The organism is Bradyrhizobium sp. CB2312, from assembly GCF_029714425.1.
GTDB lineage: Bacteria > Pseudomonadota > Alphaproteobacteria > Rhizobiales > Xanthobacteraceae > Bradyrhizobium.
On record NZ_CP121668.1, the window covers coordinates 1,181,154 to 1,198,738 of the forward strand.

The following is a 17,585-nucleotide window of genomic DNA, read 5'->3' on the forward strand; positions in this document are numbered from 1 at the left end:
CATGGCGGCGCTGCACTTCCACAACGTCACGCTCGGCTACGACCGCCACCCCGCCGTGCACCATCTCAATGGCGAGGTCGCGCCAGGGGCGCTGGTCGCCGTGATCGGGCCGAACGGCGCCGGCAAGTCGACGCTGCTGCGCGGCATCGTCGGCATCCTGAGGCCGCTCGATGGCAGCATCCATCTCGGCGGGCTCGACGCTCGCGATATCGCCTATCTGCCGCAGAGTGCAGAGATCGACCGCAGCTTCCCGATCTCGGTGTTCGATTTCGTCGGCACCGGACTGTGGCGCGATGCCGGCCTGTTCGGCGGCATCGGCAAGGCCGCGCGCGCAAAGATCCTGCGCGCGATCGGCGCCGTCGGCCTCAGCGGTTTCGAGAATCGGCCGATCGGCACGCTCTCCGGCGGGCAAATGCAGCGCGTGCTGTTCGCGCGCGTGCTGCTCCAGGATGCGCGTCTGATCGTGCTCGACGAGCCCTTCAACGCCATCGACAGCAAGACCACGGCCGATCTGCTCGCGCTGGTGAAGCACTGGCACGGCGAGGGCCGCACCGTGCTCGCCGCGCTGCACGACATGGAGATGGTGCGCACCCATTTCACCGAGACGCTGGTGCTGGCGCGCGGCCCCGTGGCCTGGGGCGCGACGGCGGAGGTGCTGACGCCGGAAAACCTGATGGTCGCGATGCGGATGTGCGAGGCCTTCGATGACAGCGCCGCGGCCTGTGGCGAAGATGGGCGCTCGCAGGCGGCGTGATTCCAGATGGTCTATGACGCGCTGATTGGCCCGTTCACCGAATTCGAGTTCATGCGGCGGGCGCTTGCCGCCGTGATCGCGCTGGCGCTGGCAGGCGCGCCGATCGGCGTGTTCCTGATGCTGCGGCGGATGAGCCTCGTCGGCGATGCCATGGCGCATGCGATCCTGCCTGGCGCCGCCGTCGGCTTCCTGCTCTCGGGCCTCAATCTCTTTGCGATGACGGCCGGCGGCCTAATTGCCGGTTTTGCGGTCGCGATCCTTGCCGGCGTCGTCGCCCGCTCGACCGGGCTGAAGGAAGACGCTTCGCTCGCGACCTTTTATCTCGCCTCGCTCGCGCTCGGCGTCACCATCGTCTCGATCAAGGGCACCAATATCGACCTGCTGCACGTGCTGTTTGGCAACATCCTCGCAATGGACGACCAGACCCTGCTGGTGGTCGCCTTCAACGCCACGGTCACGCTGCTGGTGCTCGCTGTGATCTACCGCCCGCTGGTGATCGAGAGCGTCGATCCACTCTTTCTGCGCACCGTGAGCCGCGCCGGCGGGCCTGCGCATCTCGCCTTCCTCGCGCTCGTCGTGATCAACCTCGTCAACGGCTTTCAGGCGCTCGGCACCTTGCTGGCGGTGGGGCTGATGATCCTCCCCGCAGGCATCGCGCGGTTCTGGTCGCGCGATCTGACGGCGATGATGTGCATTGCCGTGATCGCCGCTGCCGTCTCGGGCTATGCCGGCCTCGTGCTGTCGTTCCAGACCCGCGTGCCGTCGGGGCCCGCGATCATCCTGGTGGCGACGGTGTTCTACATCGTCTCCGTGCTGTTCGGCCGCGTCGGCGGCATCGTCAGGCAGATGTTTCCCGGCCGGCATCTGGAGGCGTGACGATGCGGCGTCTCCTGCTTTGTGCGCTCCTACTGATCGCTTCGCCGCTGCACGCCGCGGAGCGGCTCAATGTCGTCGCAAGCTTCTCGATCCTTGCCGACTTCGTCCGCAATGTCGGCGGCGACCGGATCGATCTGACCACGCTGGTCGGCCCCGACAGCGACGTGCACGTCTACACGCCAGCGCCGGGCGATGCGAAACGGATCGCGGCTGCAAAGCTCGTCATCGTCAACGGGCTTGGCCTCGAGGGTTGGCTGCCGCGGCTGGTGCAGTCCGCAGGCAGCAAGGCCCAGGTGGTCACCGCGAGCGCCGGCATCGCGCCGCTGAAACTGGGCTCGGCCGCCGATCCGCATGCCTGGCAGTCCGTGCCGAATGCCAAGGTCTACGTGACCGACATCGCCAATGCTTTGGCTGCGGCCGATCCCGATGATGCAGACTTCTTCCATGCCCAGGCCAAGGCCTATCTGGAAAAGCTCGAAGCCCTCGACCGCGAGGTCCGCGAGACCGTCGCCAAAATCCCGCCGGAACGGCGCAAGGTGATCTCCACCCACGACGCCTTCGGCTATTTCGCCGCCGAATACGGCGTCCAGTTCGTGGCTCCCTTGGGCGTCTCCACGGAAACCGAGCCCAGCGCGCGGGACATCGCGGCCATCATCGGCCAGATCAAGGCCGCGAAGATCCCGGCGGTATTTCTGGAAAATATTAGCGATGATCGCCTGATCCGGCGGATCGCGGCCGAGACCGGGGCGAAGGTCGGCGGGACCCTGATTTCGGACGGTTTGACCGGCGAAAAGGGGCCTGCACCCACTTACATTGACATGGTCAGGCACAATATAAAGGCCCTGACCAGCGCGCTTGACCATTAGGGCAGGGGCCACCCCGCCTCGCGTCGCGCGAAAAAGCCCGAAGCCGGAGTTGTTATGTCTGAAGCGACCTCCCAGAAAATTCCCGTGACCGTCCTGACCGGCTATCTCGGTGCGGGCAAGACCACGTTGCTTAACCGTATCCTGTCGGAGAACCATGGCAAGAAATACGCCGTCATCGTCAACGAATTCGGCGAGATCGGCATCGACAACGACCTCATCATCGGCGCCGATGAGGAAGTGTTCGAAATGAACAACGGCTGCATCTGCTGCACCGTGCGCGGCGACCTCGTACGCATCATGGACGGCCTGATGAAGCGCAAGGGCAAGTTCGACGCCATCATCGTCGAGACCACCGGCCTTGCCGATCCGGCGCCGGTCGCGCAGACCTTCTTCGTCGACGAGGACGTGCAGAAGAACGCCCGTCTCGACGCGGTCGTCACCGTCGCCGACGCCAAATGGCTGTCCGATCGCCTGAAGGACGCGCCCGAGGCCAAGAACCAGATCGCGTTCGCCGACGTCATCGTGCTGAACAAGACCGATCTCGTCAACAAGGGCGAGCTCGCCGAGGTCGAGGCCCGCATCCGCGGCATCAACCCCTATGCGAAGCTGCATCGTACCGAGCGCTGCTCGGTGGCGCTGGCCGACGTGCTCGATCGCGGCGCGTTCGATCTCGACCGCATTCTCGACATCGAGCCTGATTTCCTGGAGGCCGACGATCATGACCACGACCATGATCATCACCACCATCACGGCCACGATCATCACCACCATGATCACGGCCACGGCCTGAAGCATTATCACGACGAGGACATGCAGTCGCTCTCGCTGAAGACCGACAAGCCGCTCGATCCGAATGTGTTCATGCCCTGGCTGCAGAACCTGGTGCAGGTCGAGGGCGGCAAGATCCTGCGCTCGAAGGGCATCCTCGCCTTCCACGACGATGACGACCGCTACGTCTTCCAGGGCGTCCACATGATGCTGGAGGGCAACCACCAGCGGAAGTGGAAGGAGGGCGAGCCGCGCGAGAGCCGCCTCGTCTTCATCGGCCGCGAATTGCCTGAAGAGGCGATCCGCAAGGGTTTCGAGAGCTGCATCGTCTCGTGATGAAAGAGTTTTCACCGGCCCCCGATTCCGCTTCGATCGTCTCCGTCACCGACCGCGTCAAGCAGGTCGCGCTCGGGATTGCCGTGACCTCGGTGCATTTCCTCGGGCCCCGCGCTGCCTTCGTTGGCGGTGAGGAGAATGTCGCGTTCGTCGACGCCAAGGGCGAGGTCACCACCGTTGCCGTGCACAGCGGCGGCATTCTTTCGACCGCCTCCGACGGCAAGCGCCTCGTGATGGGGGGCGACGACGGCAAGGTCGTCGCGCTCGACGCCAAGGGCGAGGTGACGCTGCTCGCGACCGATCCGAAGCGTCGCTGGATCGATGCGGTGGCAGTGCATCCCGACGGCGCCTTCGCCTGGTCGGCCGGCAAGACGGCCACCGTCAAGAGCGGCAAGGCCGAGGAGAAGTCGCTCGAGGTGCCCTCGACCGTCGGCGGTCTGGCGTTTGCGCCAAAAGGCCTGCGGCTCGCGATCGCGCATTACAATGGCGCGACGCTGTGGTTTCCCAACATGGAAGGATCGGCCGAATTCCTGCCCTGGGCCGGCTCGCATCTCGGCGTCATCTTCAGCCCGGACAACAAGTTCCTGGTCACCAGCATGCACGAGGCGGCACTGCATGGCTGGCGGCTCGCCGACAACAGGCACATGCGCATGACCGGCTATCCCGGGCGCGTCCGCTCGATGTCCTGGAGCGCGGGCGGCAAGGGGCTCGCGACCTCCGGCGCCGACACCGTCATCATCTGGCCATTCGCCAGCAAGGACGGCCCGATGGGCAAGGAGCCCGCGATGCTGGCGCCGCTCCAGGCCCGCGTCTCGGTTGTCGCCTGTCATCCGAAGAACGACATCCTCGCCGCCGGCTACAGCGACGGCACCGTGCTGATGGTGCGTCTGGAAGACGGCGCCGAGATCTTGGTCCGCCGCAACGGCACGCCGCCCGTGTCCGCCCTCGCCTGGAATGCCAAGGGCACCCTGCTGGCGTTTGCGGATGAAAGTGGGGATGGCGGTCTGCTGGAGCTTTAATCTGTCATGGTTCCCGCCGTATAGCGGTAGGGTGGGCAAAGGCGCTCTTGCGCCGTGCCCACGATCTTTTTCCTTTGACGGGAGCCGTGGGCACGCTTCGCTTGCCCACCTACTGCAGCTGACATTCATGCGGTTTCTGACGACCTTCCAGCTTGCCGACTTCGCCGACACGCTGGTCAGCCTGACCACGGCCTTCGTGCTGGGCACGCTGATCGGCGCCGAGCGGCAGTATCGCCAACGCACCGCGGGCCTGCGCACCAACGTGCTGGTCGCGGTGGGCGCGGCCGCCTTCGTCGATCTCGCCATGCACCTGGACGGCGCGGACGGCGGAGTGCGGGTGATCGCCTATGTCGTCTCCGGCATCGGCTTTCTCGGTGCCGGCGTCATCATGAAACAGGGCATGGACGTGCGCGGGCTCAATACCGCCGCGACGCTGTGGGCCTCGGCCGCCGTCGGCTCCTGCGCGGGCGCCGACATGGTCGCGCAGGCCGCCGCCCTGACCGTGTTCGTCATCGCCGGCAACACGCTGCTGCGCCCGCTGGTCAACGCCATCAACCGCATCCCGCTGAACGAGAAGGCGCTGGAGGCGACCTATTACTTCAAGCTCGCGGTCGCGACCGACGCGCTGCCCGACATGCGCGACCGCCTCGTCGACAAGCTCGAATCCGCGAAATATCCGGTGGCCGATGTCGAGGTGGCCGAGATCGGCGAGGACAATCTGGAGATCGTCGCAAAGCTGGTGGCCACCGCGGTCGACCCGAACGAGCTGAATGCGGTGGCGACCGATCTCCAGCACTTGCCGGGCGTGCGTCACGCCACCTGGGAAGTCAGCACGACGGAGTGAACGCGGCGCTTTGGCGCACAGGAGATAGGTTCCCGCTCATTCGGTCCCGGAACCGGCGCGCCCCAGTTTCGTTGATCCCGCGGACAAACGCGGTGATCGATATGGCCGGCCCAAACGATAAGCGCAGACTGAAACTCGACCTGACAATCGCCGGTTCGCTGTTCGCAGCAGGCGTCGTGGTGTCGGTCATGTCACTGGCGCAAATCCGCGCCGAAAGCCGGATGCAGACGGCGCAGGCGACTCAGCCGCTCCAGGGCACGCCATCCGACGAACAGAGCAAGACGCCCGCGGAGGCGAAGCCTGGCGGCGACCGGCCGACCACGCCGGCCCCCGAGCCGGCGCGCCCCGATCCGCAGACGCAGGGCGCGGCGACCAAGCCGGCCTTGCCGCCGGCACCGGCCGAGAAGATCGCCCCGCCGATTGAGAAGAAGTAGGTCTCTCTGTCATTCCGGGGCGCGCGAAGCGCGAGCCCGGAATCCATTCATCCGCACACTCTGTCGCCCGATGGATTCCGGGCTCGACGCTGCGCGTCGCCCCGGAATGACGGGCGGAGAGAGGTCGCGCGTCACCGCACCAGGATGTTCCTAAACTGCCAGGGATCGCTGGTGTCGATGTCCTCCGGGAACAGTCCCGGGCGATCCGTCAGCGGCGTCCAGTCGGTGTAAAAACCCTTCACCGGGCCAAGATACGGCAGCTGGATTTCGAGCAGGCGGTCGAAATCCATCTCGTCGGCCTCGACGATGCCTTCGTTCGGGTTCTCCAGCGCCCACACCATGCCGCCGAGCACGGCGGAGGTCACCTGCAGGCCGGTGGCGTTCTGATAGGGCGCAAGGGCGCGGGTCTCTTCGATCGAGAGCTGCGAGCCGTACCAATAGGCATTGTTGTCATGGCCGAACAGCAGCACACCGAGCTCGTCGATGCCGTCGACGATCTCGTTCTCGTCTAGGATGTGGTGCTTCTCCTGCATCTTGGCGGCGCGGCCGAACATCTCGTGCAGCGACAGCACGGCATCGTCGGCCGGGTGATAGGCATAGTGGCAGGTCGGCCGGTAGATCGCCTTGCCCGAGGCGTCGCGCACCGTGAAGTAATCAGAGATCGAGATCGACTCGTTGTGGGTGACGAGGAAGCCATACTGGGCGCCGCGGGTCGGACACCAGGTGCGCACGCGCGTGTTGGCGCCGGGCTGCATCAGGTAGATGGCAGCGCCGCAGCCGGCCTCGTGGGTCCTCGCATTCTCCGGCATCCATTTCTCGTGGGTGCCCCAGCCGAGCTCGGACGGCTGCACGCCCTCCGACAGGAAGCCCTCAACCGACCAGGTGTTGACGAACACATCGGGCTCCTTCGGCTTCTTGGAGCGCTGGGTGTCGCGTTCGGCGATGTGGATGCCCTTGATGCCGGCCTGCCGCATCAAATCCGCCCATTCGGCCTTGGTCTTGGGCCGGGGCGCATTGAGCTTCAGGTCGGCGGCGACGTTGAGCAGCGCCTGCTTGACGAAGAAGGAGACCATGCCGGGATTGGCGCCGCAGCAGGAGACGGCGGTGGTCGAGCCCGCGGGGCGCGCCCGCTTGGCGGCCAGCGTCACCTCGCGCAGGGCGTAGTTGGAGCGTGCTTCCGGGCCCTTCGAGGCATCGAAATAGAAGCCGAGCCAGGGCTCGTTGACGGTGTCGATGTAGAGCGCGCCGAGCTCGTTGCAGAGCTCCATGATGTCGGTCGAGCCGGTGTCGACCGAGAGGTTGACGCAAAAGCCCTGGCCGCCGCCTTCGGTCAGCAGCGGGGTCAGCAGCTCGCGATAATTGTCCTTCGTCACGGCCTTCTGGATGAAGCGCACGTTCTGCTTCTCGCAATGCGCCTTGCGGCCCTCGTCCTTGGGATCAATCACGGTGACGCGCGACTTGTCATAGTCGAGATGCCGCTCGATCATCGGCAACGTGCCTTTGCCAATGGAGCCGAAGCCGACCATGACGATGGGACCGGTGATCTTCGCGTAGATCTGCGAGGGGTGGCTCATGGGATGGTTTCTCCGGAACGTGCTAGCGGACAAAAGGTGAGGGGGTGGATCAGGCGCTGCGGCGCTTGTCAGATGCTGCGGCGCTTGGCGGTGACTTCGATTTCGACCTTCATCTCGGGCTTGGCGAGGGCGGTGACGACCAGCAACGTCGCCGCCGGCCTGATGTCGCCGAGGACCTCGCCGCAGACGGCGAAGTGGGCGTCGATGTAGCTCGCGTCGGTGACGTAGTAGGTCGCACGGACGATATCGGCCATCTCGAATCCGCCCTCCTTCAGGGCGGCTTCGATGGTCTTGAAGCAGTTGCGTGACTGGCTCGTGACATCGGCCGGCATCGTCATCGTCGTGTAATCGTAGCCGGTGGTTCCCGCGACGAAGGCGAAATCGCCGTCGATCACGGCGCGGCTGTAGCCGACGGTCTTCTCGAGCGGGGAGCCGGTGGAGATCAGGCGACGGGACATGTTTTGGACCTCGACTGAAAGGGGTGTTTCGCGGGGTTAAAAGGCGTTTCCGGCGCCTGCGCAACCCCAAAGGGCTTAGGATCGGCGCAGGCGCGGCCGGGCGTTGCCGCAGGATGCTGCGGCTTCGGTCTTCGCTATGAAAGCGATCCCTTAGGCCGCGTGGGCGTGGAGGGCGCGAACCGCCCTCCGTTTGGGCAGGGCCGCGCCGGTCGGGACGATCATCCCTTCGGCGCCATCGAGCGCGCCGCCGGCGAACTCGATCGCCAGCAGGCGGTCGCGCTCGAACGGGCCGGGCAGCGCCAGCGCGCCGATCTTCTCCGCCGAGAAGCCGAAGCGGGCGTAATAGGGGGCATCGCCGAGCAGGATCACGGCTTCATGCCCGCGCGCCCGGGCGGCGGCCAGCGCTTGATGCATCAGCGCGGCGCCGATCCCGAGCTCGCGGAAGGCAGGGTCCACCGCCAGCGGTCCAAGGACCAGGGCGGGCCTGCCTCCGGCGCTGACGTGCCACAACCGCACGGTTCCCACGAGCGTCCCCTCGCGCACGGCCGACAGGGCAAGGCCTGCGGCAGGTGCGCGCCCGTCGCGGAGGCGCTGGCAGGTGCGGCCATGGCGGTTCTCGCCAAAGCACGCATCGAGCAACGCTTCACGCATCGCGACGTCGGCAGCACGTTCCGCACGGATCGCGAACGGAGCGGCTTTCGAAGTGAGGGCGACTTGTGGCTTCCGAGGAGCAGTCATGGCGCGTCAGTCCCCGCTTGAGCCGACGCGCGTGCAGCACGCCGGTCCAAGACGTCGTCAGAAATCGAAGATGTCAGGGAGGAGCCGGCAAGCCGGCTCCCGGGTTCGTCAGGCCTCAGAAGAGAGGCTGCTTAGATATGGTACGTCTTGAGCGGCGGGATGCCGTTGAACGCCACCGCCGAGTAGGTCGACGTATAGGCCCCGGTGCCTTCGATCAGCAGCTTGTCGCCGATCTCGAGCGTGACCGGAAGCGGATACGGGTTCTTCTCGTACAGCACGTCGGCGCTGTCGCAGGTGGGACCTGCGAGCACGCACGGGGTCATGTCCGCGCCGTCATGCGGGGTGCGGATGGCGTAACGGATCGACTCGTCCATGGTCTCGGCGAGACCGCCGAACTTGCCGATGTCCAGGTACACCCAGCGCACCTCGTCCTCGTCGCTCTTCTTCGAGATGAGCACGACCTCGGACTCGATGATGCCGGCGTTGCCCACCATGCCGCGGCCCGGCTCGATGATGGTCTCCGGAATCTGGTTGCCGAAGTGCTTGCGCAGCGCGCGGAAGATCGAGCGGCCGTAGGTCACGACCGGAGGCACGTCCTTCAGGTACTTGGTCGGGAAGCCGCCGCCCATGTTGACCATGGACAGGTTGATGCCGCGCTCGGCGCAGTCTCGGAACACCTGCGAGGCCATCGCCAGCGCGCGGTCCCACGCCTTCACCTTGCGCTGCTGCGAGCCGACATGGAAGGAGATGCCGCACGGCTCCAGACCGAGGCGCTTGGCGACGTCGAGCACGTCCACGGCCATCTCCGGGTCGCAGCCGAACTTGCGCGACAGCGGCCACTCGGCGCCGGCGCAGTCATAGAGGATGCGGCAGAACACCTTCGCGCCGGGAGCGGCACGGGCGACCTTCTCGACTTCGGCGGCGCAGTCCACCGCGAACAGGCGAATGCCGAGCGCGAAGGCGCGCGCGATGTCGCGCTCCTTCTTGATCGTGTTGCCGAAGGAGATGCGGTCGGGCGTCGCACCAGCGGCCAGCGCCATCTCGATCTCGGCGACCGTCGCGGTGTCGAAGCAGGAGCCCATGGAGGCGAGCAGCGACAGCACTTCCGGCGCCGGGTTCGCCTTGACGGCGTAGAACACGCGGCTGTCGGGCAGCGCCTTGGCGAAGCTCTGGTAATTGTCGCGCACGACCTCGAGGTCGACGACGAGGCACGGCTCGGTGTCGAGACCTTCCTTGCGGCGGTTGCGCAGGAATTCCTGGATACGTTCGGTCATGGCACTCTCCAACGGTCCCAGCGACGGGATCCGCATCAACGTGACGTCGGATAAGAGTGCTTCGGCCACATCGCGCGATGGAGGCGCGTCGAGGCCAAAAAACTCAAACCAGACTGTGCTGCCGTGGATTGGTTGGGAGAGTTTCCCGCCCGCTCACCTGGCAATGAAGGACAAGCCTTTTCAGTAGCCCGCGCCGGCGTTGGACTGCCGGTAGAGACCAAAAAAGCCCGATCCGTCGTTGCTTTAAGTCGCGTCCCCCGTTGAGAGCGGGGTGCGCCGGTTCGCCTCCGGCTGCCAGTCACGGTTGCAAAAAGTGAAGTCACCTTCGACAAGGCATCTCTTGAGAGAGATGCTGGGCTCCGGGTTTGCTTTGGTCGTTCGACTTCTCAGTCTTCGACTTCCGCACTTCCGAAGAGCCCCTCGGCTTCTTCACCCCTTGGCGGCTGTCCGGCCTCTTGTCCGGATACCTACCGACTGACACACGACCACAGGCACGTGCGAAATTGGGCAAGTCCGCACATAAGCGTTTTGACTCTGGTTCGCAAGAATTTTTTTAGGCTGCGGACAGAATTGCCTAACATCTGCTTGCGCAGTGTTGCGCGAGCGACGCGGAAGATGAACGTGCGTTAAGTTTTTGTGTCGCGCGCGTGTTGCTCACGCGCGTGTGCGCGTCAGCCGCGCTTGGTGAAGGGCTCGACGCGCTGAGCTGCGCGGATGAACGCGGTCATCACGAGCACGCCGAGTGCGAACAGCACGGCCTGAAGGATGTGCGTACCCTGGTCGCCGAGACCGAACAGGATCGCGAGCGCCCAGCCACCGGCAAAGGCCGCGCCGAACACCTCCGCGCCGATCAGGATCGCGGCGCTGACGACGGTGATGACGCTCGGCCAGACGATCTGGCGGGAGGACGAGGAAGGCGCGTTCATGAACTCTGGGATCCCAAGGCTTCGAGGGCCGCAATCTCCCCGAAAAGCCGGCCGGGAGCAAGGGCAAATGGCCCAAAAAAGCCCCATCGCGTGCTATAGCTGACGCAGCAATCGAGCCACGAAAATCGGGACTTGTGATGTCAGAACCCCGCCAAAATCCGGACACCGAGATCAACCCGCTGCTGAAGGCCTGGGTGACGCCGTTCGCGACCCCGCCCTTCGACGAGATAAAGCCGGAGCACTTCCTCCCCGCCTTCGAGCAGGCCTTCGCCGATCACTCCGCCGAGATCGCGGCGATCACCAATGATCCGGCCGCGCCCGACTTCGCCAACACCATCACGGCGCTGGAGCGCTCGGGCAAGCTGCTGAGCAAGGTCGCGGCGGTGTTCTACGACCTCGTCTCGGCGCATTCCAATCCGGCCATCCTGGAGATCGACAAGGAGGTCTCCTTGCGGATGGCGCGGCACTGGAATCCGATCATGATGAACGCCGTGCTGTTTGGACGCATCGCCCATCTGCACGAGAACCGCGCTGGCCTTGGTCTTTCGCCCGAGCAGCTCCGCCTCCTGGAACGCACCTACACCCGCTTCCACCGCTCTGGCGCCGGCCTCTCCGAGGAGGCCAAGACGCGGATGGCGGAGATCAACGAGAAGCTCGCCCAGCTCGGCACCAGTTTCAGCCATCATCTGCTCGGCGACGAGCAGGAATGGTTCATGGAGCTCGCCGAGGCCGATCGCCAGGGCCTGCCGGAGAGTTTTGTCGCCGCTGCCACGGCTGCGGCAGAAGAGCGCGGCATGGAAGGCAAGGCCATCGTGACGCTGTCGCGCTCCTCGACCGAGCCGTTCCTGAAGAGCTCGGCGCGGCGTGACCTTCGCGAGAAGGTCTACAAGGCCTTCACCGCGCGCGGCGACAACGGCAATGCCAACGACAACAACGACACCATCGTCGAGATCCTCAAGCTGCGGGAGGAGAGTGCCAAGCTGCTGGGCTATCCCACCTTCGCCGCCTACCGGCTGGAGGATTCCATGGCCAAGACGCCGGACGCGGTGCGCGGGCTCCTGGAGCGGGTCTGGAAGCCGGCCCGCGCGCGGGCGCTCGCCGACCGCGACGAGATGCAGGCGCTGATCACGGAAGAGGGCGGCAATTTCAAGCTCGCGCCCTGGGACTGGCGCTTCTATGCCGAGAAGCTGCGCCTCCAACGCGCCAATTTCGACGATTCCGCGATCAAGCCGTATCTGACGCTCGACCATATGGTCGCCGCCGCCTTCGACTGCGCCACGCGGCTGTTCGGCATCACCTTCGAGGAGCGCAAGGACGTTCCCACCTGGCACCCCGACGTCCGGGTCTGGGAGGTGAAAGGCCCCGATGGCAAGCACAAGGCGCTGTTCTACGGCGACTACTATGCCCGGCCGTCGAAGCGGTCCGGCGCCTGGATGACCTCGCTGCGCGACCAGCAGAAGCTCGACGGCGACATCGCGCCGCTGGTCATCAATGTCTGCAACTTCGCGAAGGGAGCAGGCGGCGAGCCCTCGCTGCTGTCGCCGGACGACGCCCGCACCCTGTTCCACGAGTTCGGCCACGGCCTGCACGGCATGCTCTCCAACGTGACCTACCCGTCGCTGTCGGGCACCTCCGTGTTCACCGACTTCGTCGAGCTGCCCTCGCAGCTCTACGAGCATTGGCAGGAACGGCCCGAGGTGCTGCAGCAGTTCGCCCGCCACTACCAGACCGGCGAGCCGCTGCCCGACGACCTGCTCCAGCGGTTCCTCGCTGCGCGAAAGTTCAACCAGGGCTTTGCCACGGTCGAGTTCGTCTCCTCGGCGCTGGTCGATCTCGAATTCCACACCCAGCCGGCCGCCGCCGCGCAGGATGTCCGCGCCTTCGAGAAGAAGGAGCTGGAGAAGATCGGCATGCCCGAGGAGATCTCGCTGCGCCACCGCCCGACCCAGTTCGGCCACATCTTCTCCGGCGACCATTATGCCTCCGGCTATTACAGCTACATGTGGTCGGAGGTAATGGATGCCGACGCCTTCGGCGCGTTCGAGGAGGCCGGCAACATCTTCGACCCGGCAGTGGCAAAGCGCCTGCACGACGACATCTACTCCTCAGGCGGATCGGTCGATCCGGAAACGGCCTACGAGGCCTTCCGCGGCCGCCCGCCCGAGCCCGACGCACTGCTGCGCCGCCGCGGCCTGCTCGACGACGCAAAGGCGGCCTGATGCGCATGCGCGTCCTGTTTGGAATGCTGCTCGCCGCTGGCATGATGCTGGCGGCGGGGGCGGCGAGCGCGCATCCGCATGTCTGGATTACCGCGACTAGCGAACTGCTCTACGCCGCCGACGGCAGCATCACCGGCGTCCGCCATGCCTGGACCTTTGACGAGATGTTCTCGGCCTATGCGGTGCAGGGGCTCGAGAGCAAGACCAAGGGCGCCTATACGCGCGAGGAGCTCGGGCCGCTGGCGCAGACCAATGTCGAGTCGCTGAAGGAATATGCCTATTTCACCTTCGCCAAGGCCGACGGCAAGAAGGAGCGATTCCAGGAGCCGGTCGACTATTTCCTCGACCACAAGGACACGGTGCTGACCCTGCACTTCACGCTGCCGCTGAAGAACCCGGTCAAGCCGAAGCAATTGGTGCTCGAAGTGTTCGACCGCTCCTTCTTCATCGACTTCCAGATGGCCAAGGACAATCCGGTCAAGCTGGTCGGCGCGCCCGCCGGCTGCCAGATGAAGCTGGACCGTCCCAGCGACGGCTCGGCCACTGCCCAGAAGCTCAATGAGCAGACCTTCCTGAACGGTGAGAACACCAATTTCGGCATGATGTTCGCCAACAAGATCACGGTGGATTGCCCTTGACCGGTCGCCTTCAGTCCCCGCTTGCACGCGGCCTTCTCGCCTGCGCTGCGGTCGTCGTCGTGCTCGGCGTGGCTGATGCTGCGCTCCACGATCTCCTCGCGCAAAACCCCTTTGGCGCGCCGCGCCCGGCACAGGCGGCCGAGCCCGAGGCCAGCGGCATCGTCGGCTGGCTGCTGGCAAAGCAGTCGGAATTCTATCGTCAGATGTCGTCGACCATCCGCGCCGCCAAATCCGACGGCTCGGCGGTCTGGACGCTGCTCTTCATCTCGTTCGCCTATGGCATCTTCCATGCCGCCGGCCCCGGCCATGGCAAGGCGGTGATCGCCTCCTATCTGGTCGCCAACCGCGAGACCGCCCGGCGCGGCATCGCGCTGTCGTTCGCCTCGGCGCTGATGCAGTCGCTGGTCGCGATCCTGATCGTCGGCATCTCGGCCTGGATCCTGAACGCGACCGCCAAGACCATGTGCAAGGCGGAGGGCGCGATCGAGATCGCGAGCTACGCCCTGATCGCGCTGTTCGGCCTGCGCCTCGTCTGGGTCAAGGGCCGCACCTTCATCCGCACGCTCCCGGCGGCCCAGCCCGTGCCGGCCATCGCCGGCGTGCCGCATGAGCATCATGATCACGACCATCACCATCATCATGATGCGCATGGTCATCATGATCACCATCACCACGATCACGCCCAGGCCCATGACCATCACGGGCATGACCACGTCCACGACGAGCATTGCGGCCATTCCCACGGCCCGACGCCGAGCGAGCTCGCCGGCCCCGGGGGCTGGCGGCGTGGCTTTGCGGCGATCCTGACCGTCGGCATCCGACCCTGCTCGGGGGCGATCCTGGTGCTGGTGTTCGCGCTGGCGCAGGGCCTGTTCTGGGCCGGCATCGCCGCGACCTTCCTGATGGGGCTCGGCACCGCGATCACGGTCGCGGCCATCGCGGTCGTCGCCGTCTCCGCCAAGGACATCGCGCAGCGCCTCAGCGCCGGCCGCGACGGCGGCGGCGCGCTGTTCATGCGCGGCATCGAATTCGCGGCGGCTGCCGTCGTGCTGCTGTTCGGTGCGGGGCTGTTGTTCGGCTACATCGCGGCCGAGCGGACGACGTGTTTCTGAGCTCCTCTTCCCCCTCCAGGGGAGGGTAAGAGTCACACCGGCAAAAACTTCATCAACGCCGGCATGAAGAAGATCCCGAGATTGATCGCAAAGCCGATGCTCCACAGGATCGAGCGCAGCGTCGGGCGGTTGCCGAGATAGGTCAGCACATAGGCGATCCGCACGATCAGGAACAGCACCGCGAGCTCGTCGATCAGGCGCTGCGGCGCATCCCGGAATTCGGCGAGCAGGACGGCGAAGGCGAAGAACGGGAAGGTCTCGATGCCGTTCTGATGGGCGCCGAGCGCACGCTGCGCGAGGGCGTCCTCATAGAAGGCGGGATCGCGCGGCCGTGAATTGTCGAAGCCGCGAAACCTGATCCATTTGATCGAGACGATCGTCGACAGATACAGCAGCAGCGCCCCGAATACGCACCATTCTGCGAGCGTCATCTTTCCTCCCCCGCTTGGGTGCGACCCTAGCGAAACCCGCCTCATCTTGACAAGTTCGGGGCAACGCGCGACGCAAACGGCCATGACGAACGTTGTCCCCATCGAGACCGCGAAGGCGGCCGTGCAGTCCGGCCGCCCGCGGGTCGGCGTGCTCCTGGTCAATCTCGGCACACCCGATACGGCCGATGCGCCGGGCGTGCGGGTCTACCTCAAGGAGTTCCTCTCGGACGCCCGCGTCATCGAGGACCAGGGCCTGATCTGGAAGCTGGTGCTGAACGGCATCATCCTGCGCAGGCGCCCGCGCACCAAGGCGCTCGACTACCGGAAGATCTGGAACAACGAGCGCAACGAATCGCCGCTGAAGACCATCACGCGCTCGCAAGCCGACAAGCTCGCGGCCGCGCTGTCGGACCGCGCGCATGTCGTCGTGGACTGGGCGATGCGCTATGGCAATCCGTCGATCCAGGCGGGCATCGATGCACTGATCGCCAAAGGCTGCGAGCGCATCCTCGCCGTGCCGCTCTATCCGCAATATTCCGCCTCGACCTCGGCAACCGTCTGCGACGAGGTGTTTCGCGTGCTCGCGCAGCTTCGCAACCAGCCGACGCTGCGGGTGACGCCGCCGTATTATGAGGACGCGGCCTATATCGAGGCGCTCGCGACCTCGATCGAGACGCAACTGGCGACGCTGTCCTTCAAGCCCGAGTTGATCGTCGCCTCCTTCCACGGCATGCCGAAATCCTATGTCGACAAGGGCGATCCCTATCAGGGCCACTGCATCGCCACGACCGAGGCGCTGCGCCGTCGGCTCGGCATGGACGAAACAAAGCTGCTGCTGACCTTCCAGTCGCGCTTCGGTAATGACGAGTGGCTGCAGCCCTACACCGACAAGACCATGGAGCGGCTGGCGAAAGAAGGCGTGCGCCGCATCGCGGTGGTGACGCCGGGCTTTTCCGCCGACTGCCTCGAGACGCTGGAGGAGATCGCGCAGGAGAACGCCGAGATCTTCAGGCACAATGGCGGTGAAGAGTTTTCCGCGATCCCCTGCCTCAACGACAGTGAGCCCGGGATGGACGTGATCCGCACCCTGGTGCTGCGTGAGCTTCAGGGCTGGATCTGATGGTTCGCCCCGTGAATCGCCGCGACTGCCTGGCGCTTCTCGGGATGACGGCCGCGCTGCCGACCGCGGTGCTGGCGCAGCAGCCGAACGCAACGCGCCGGCTCGGCGTGCTTTCGGTCATTGCGGGCGATGAGGTGATCGGCCAGGCACGACTGGCCGAGGCGCTCGCCACCCATGGTTGGAAGGAGCAGGACAATCTGAAGGTCGACTGGCGCAGCGGCGCCGGCGATCGCGCGCGTATCGCCCAGCTTGCCGACGAGCTGATCGCGCTCAAGCCCGACGTCCTGCTCGCGCTCGGCACGCCCTCGGTGGAGGAGCTGCGCCAGCGCACCACGACGATCCCGATCGTGTTCGCCGTCGTCACCGATCCCGTCAGCCAGGGCTTTGTCAAAAATCTCGCTCATCCCGGCGGCAACATCACCGGCTTCACCGATTACGACGGTCCGCTGGCCGGCAAATGGCTGGAGATGCTGACTCAGGTCACGCCAAGGGTGTCCCGCGTCTTCGTCGTCTACAATCCCGCCACCGCGCCGTTCGCACCCCTGATGCTGCGCACGGTCGAGGAGGCGGCACGGACCCTGCACGTGACAGTCGAGGCCGCGCCGGTTCATGACGCCGCCGCGATCGCGGCGCTGGCGGCGCGCAAGGAGGGCGGCCTGCTGGTGCTGCCCGATTTCTTCACCATGGCCAATCGGGTGCAGCTCCTGGCGGCGATCAGCGAAGCGCACCTGCCGGCGGTGTTCTGGAGCCGCACCTTCGTCGACGAAGGCGGGCTGATGTCCTACAGCACTGATAGCGCCGAACAGTTGCGGCGCGCCGCGTCCTACATCGACCGCATCCTCAAGGGCGCGCAGGCGGCCGACCTCCCGGTTCAGAACCCCACCAAGTTCGAGCTCGCGATCAACCTTAGGACCGCGAGGGCGATCGGCGTCACGCTTGCCCCGGGCCTCATCGCACTCGCGAACGACGTCATCGAATAGGTGATCGAATGGAGGCGTCGAACGGACGCCTTGCCGGATTCGTTAATTCTCGTTGCTAGGTCTGCGCCTGCGCGCTTTCAAGATCCCGTTGCAAATACATATCGTGACCATTCCCTCCCTCTCCGTCTTGTGCAGAATCGGGCCGATACCGACGTGAATCGCGACCGCTGAACCGGCAGGGTCGCGCTCCCGACCAATGACGGCGCGGGAAGGGCCTT

At 65.6% G+C, this 17,585-nt stretch carries 18 protein-coding genes; 12 read left to right on the forward strand and 6 right to left on the reverse strand.

Features of this window, described 5'->3' with window-relative positions:
- The first annotated feature begins 1 nt into the window (after position 1).
- The 7 genes from QA642_RS05610 (at position 2) to QA642_RS05640 (ending at position 5,897) form a co-directional block, all read left to right on the forward strand.
- Positions 2 to 754: an ABC transporter ATP-binding protein gene (locus QA642_RS05610; protein WP_283083767.1), complete on the forward strand. Its 753-nt coding sequence runs from the start codon at positions 2 to 4 to the stop codon at positions 752 to 754.
- A gap of 6 nt (positions 755 to 760) precedes the next feature.
- Positions 761 to 1,630 carry a metal ABC transporter permease gene (locus QA642_RS05615; protein WP_283083768.1) on the forward strand — a complete coding sequence of 290 codons (870 nt, stop codon included), beginning with the start codon at positions 761 to 763 and terminating at the stop codon, positions 1,628 to 1,630.
- Positions 1,631 to 1,632: 2 nt separating this feature from the next.
- Complete coding sequence (locus QA642_RS05620) at positions 1,633 to 2,496, forward strand: zinc ABC transporter substrate-binding protein (protein ID WP_283083769.1); 864 nt, start codon at positions 1,633 to 1,635, stop codon at positions 2,494 to 2,496.
- Between the two features lie 54 nt (positions 2,497 to 2,550).
- Positions 2,551 to 3,600: a GTP-binding protein gene (locus tag QA642_RS05625; protein ID WP_283083770.1), complete on the forward strand. Its 1,050-nt coding sequence runs from the start codon at positions 2,551 to 2,553 to the stop codon at positions 3,598 to 3,600.
- Positions 3,600 to 4,619, forward strand: coding sequence for a WD40 repeat domain-containing protein (locus QA642_RS05630; protein ID WP_283083771.1), 1,020 nt, complete (start codon positions 3,600 to 3,602; stop codon positions 4,617 to 4,619). The genes QA642_RS05625 and QA642_RS05630 overlap by 1 nt, the downstream gene beginning before the upstream one ends.
- Before the next feature lie 127 nt (positions 4,620 to 4,746).
- Positions 4,747 to 5,463, forward strand: a complete 717-nt coding sequence (locus QA642_RS05635) for an MgtC/SapB family protein (protein WP_283083772.1) — start codon at positions 4,747 to 4,749, stop codon at positions 5,461 to 5,463.
- A 101-nt stretch (positions 5,464 to 5,564) separates the two neighbouring features.
- Positions 5,565 to 5,897, forward strand: coding sequence for a hypothetical protein (locus QA642_RS05640; protein WP_283083773.1), 333 nt, complete (start codon positions 5,565 to 5,567; stop codon positions 5,895 to 5,897).
- Positions 5,898 to 6,028: 131 nt separating this feature from the next.
- Here QA642_RS05640 and QA642_RS05645 read toward each other — a convergent pair whose 3' ends face one another.
- The 5 genes from QA642_RS05645 to QA642_RS05665 all read right to left on the reverse strand — a co-directional run bounded on the left by QA642_RS05645 (position 6,029) and on the right by QA642_RS05665 (position 10,867).
- Positions 6,029 to 7,471 carry a homospermidine synthase gene (locus tag QA642_RS05645; protein WP_283083774.1) on the reverse strand — a complete coding sequence of 481 codons (1,443 nt, stop codon included), beginning with the start codon at positions 7,469 to 7,471 and terminating at the stop codon, positions 6,029 to 6,031.
- 68 nt (positions 7,472 to 7,539) lie between these two features.
- Positions 7,540 to 7,929, reverse strand: coding sequence for a RidA family protein (locus tag QA642_RS05650; protein ID WP_283083775.1), 390 nt, complete (start codon positions 7,927 to 7,929; stop codon positions 7,540 to 7,542).
- 150 nt (positions 7,930 to 8,079) lie between these two features.
- A complete protein-coding gene (locus QA642_RS05655; RefSeq protein ID WP_283083776.1) occupies positions 8,080 to 8,667 on the reverse strand; it encodes an N-acetyltransferase in 588 nt (195 codons plus the stop codon).
- A gap of 131 nt (positions 8,668 to 8,798) precedes the next feature.
- On the reverse strand, positions 8,799 to 9,941 hold the full coding sequence (locus QA642_RS05660; RefSeq protein WP_283083777.1) for a type III PLP-dependent enzyme: 1,143 nt from the start codon (positions 9,939 to 9,941) through the stop codon (positions 8,799 to 8,801).
- A gap of 671 nt (positions 9,942 to 10,612) precedes the next feature.
- Entirely contained in the window at positions 10,613 to 10,867 is a 255-nt protein-coding gene (locus QA642_RS05665) for a hypothetical protein (RefSeq protein ID WP_283083778.1), read from the reverse strand.
- Positions 10,868 to 11,004: 137 nt separating this feature from the next.
- Between QA642_RS05665 and QA642_RS05670 the strand changes: the two genes are divergently transcribed.
- Genes QA642_RS05670 through QA642_RS05680 form a run of 3 tightly spaced genes read left to right on the forward strand, consistent with a single transcriptional unit; the run spans position 11,005 to position 14,836 of the window.
- Entirely contained in the window at positions 11,005 to 13,086 is a 2,082-nt protein-coding gene (locus tag QA642_RS05670) for a M3 family metallopeptidase (protein WP_283083779.1), read from the forward strand.
- Positions 13,086 to 13,724 carry a DUF1007 family protein gene (locus QA642_RS05675; protein ID WP_283083780.1) on the forward strand — a complete coding sequence of 213 codons (639 nt, stop codon included), beginning with the start codon at positions 13,086 to 13,088 and terminating at the stop codon, positions 13,722 to 13,724. Before QA642_RS05670 ends, QA642_RS05675 begins: the two co-directional genes overlap by 1 nt.
- Entirely contained in the window at positions 13,715 to 14,836 is a 1,122-nt protein-coding gene (locus QA642_RS05680; protein ID WP_283083781.1) for a nickel/cobalt transporter, read from the forward strand. The genes QA642_RS05675 and QA642_RS05680 overlap by 10 nt, the downstream gene beginning before the upstream one ends.
- Positions 14,837 to 14,868: 32 nt before the next feature.
- Here QA642_RS05680 and QA642_RS05685 read toward each other — a convergent pair whose 3' ends face one another.
- Positions 14,869 to 15,267: an MAPEG family protein gene (locus QA642_RS05685; RefSeq protein WP_283083782.1), complete on the reverse strand. Its 399-nt coding sequence runs from the start codon at positions 15,265 to 15,267 to the stop codon at positions 14,869 to 14,871.
- A gap of 82 nt (positions 15,268 to 15,349) precedes the next feature.
- Here QA642_RS05685 and hemH point away from each other — a divergent pair, with 82 nt between their 5' ends.
- Complete coding sequence (gene hemH, locus QA642_RS05690; RefSeq protein ID WP_283083783.1) at positions 15,350 to 16,387, forward strand: ferrochelatase; 1,038 nt, start codon at positions 15,350 to 15,352, stop codon at positions 16,385 to 16,387.
- Positions 16,388 to 16,398: 11 nt separating this feature from the next.
- Positions 16,399 to 17,367: an ABC transporter substrate-binding protein gene (locus tag QA642_RS05695; RefSeq protein WP_349253867.1), complete on the forward strand. Its 969-nt coding sequence runs from the start codon at positions 16,399 to 16,401 to the stop codon at positions 17,365 to 17,367.
- The last annotated feature ends 218 nt before the right edge of the window (positions 17,368 to 17,585 follow it).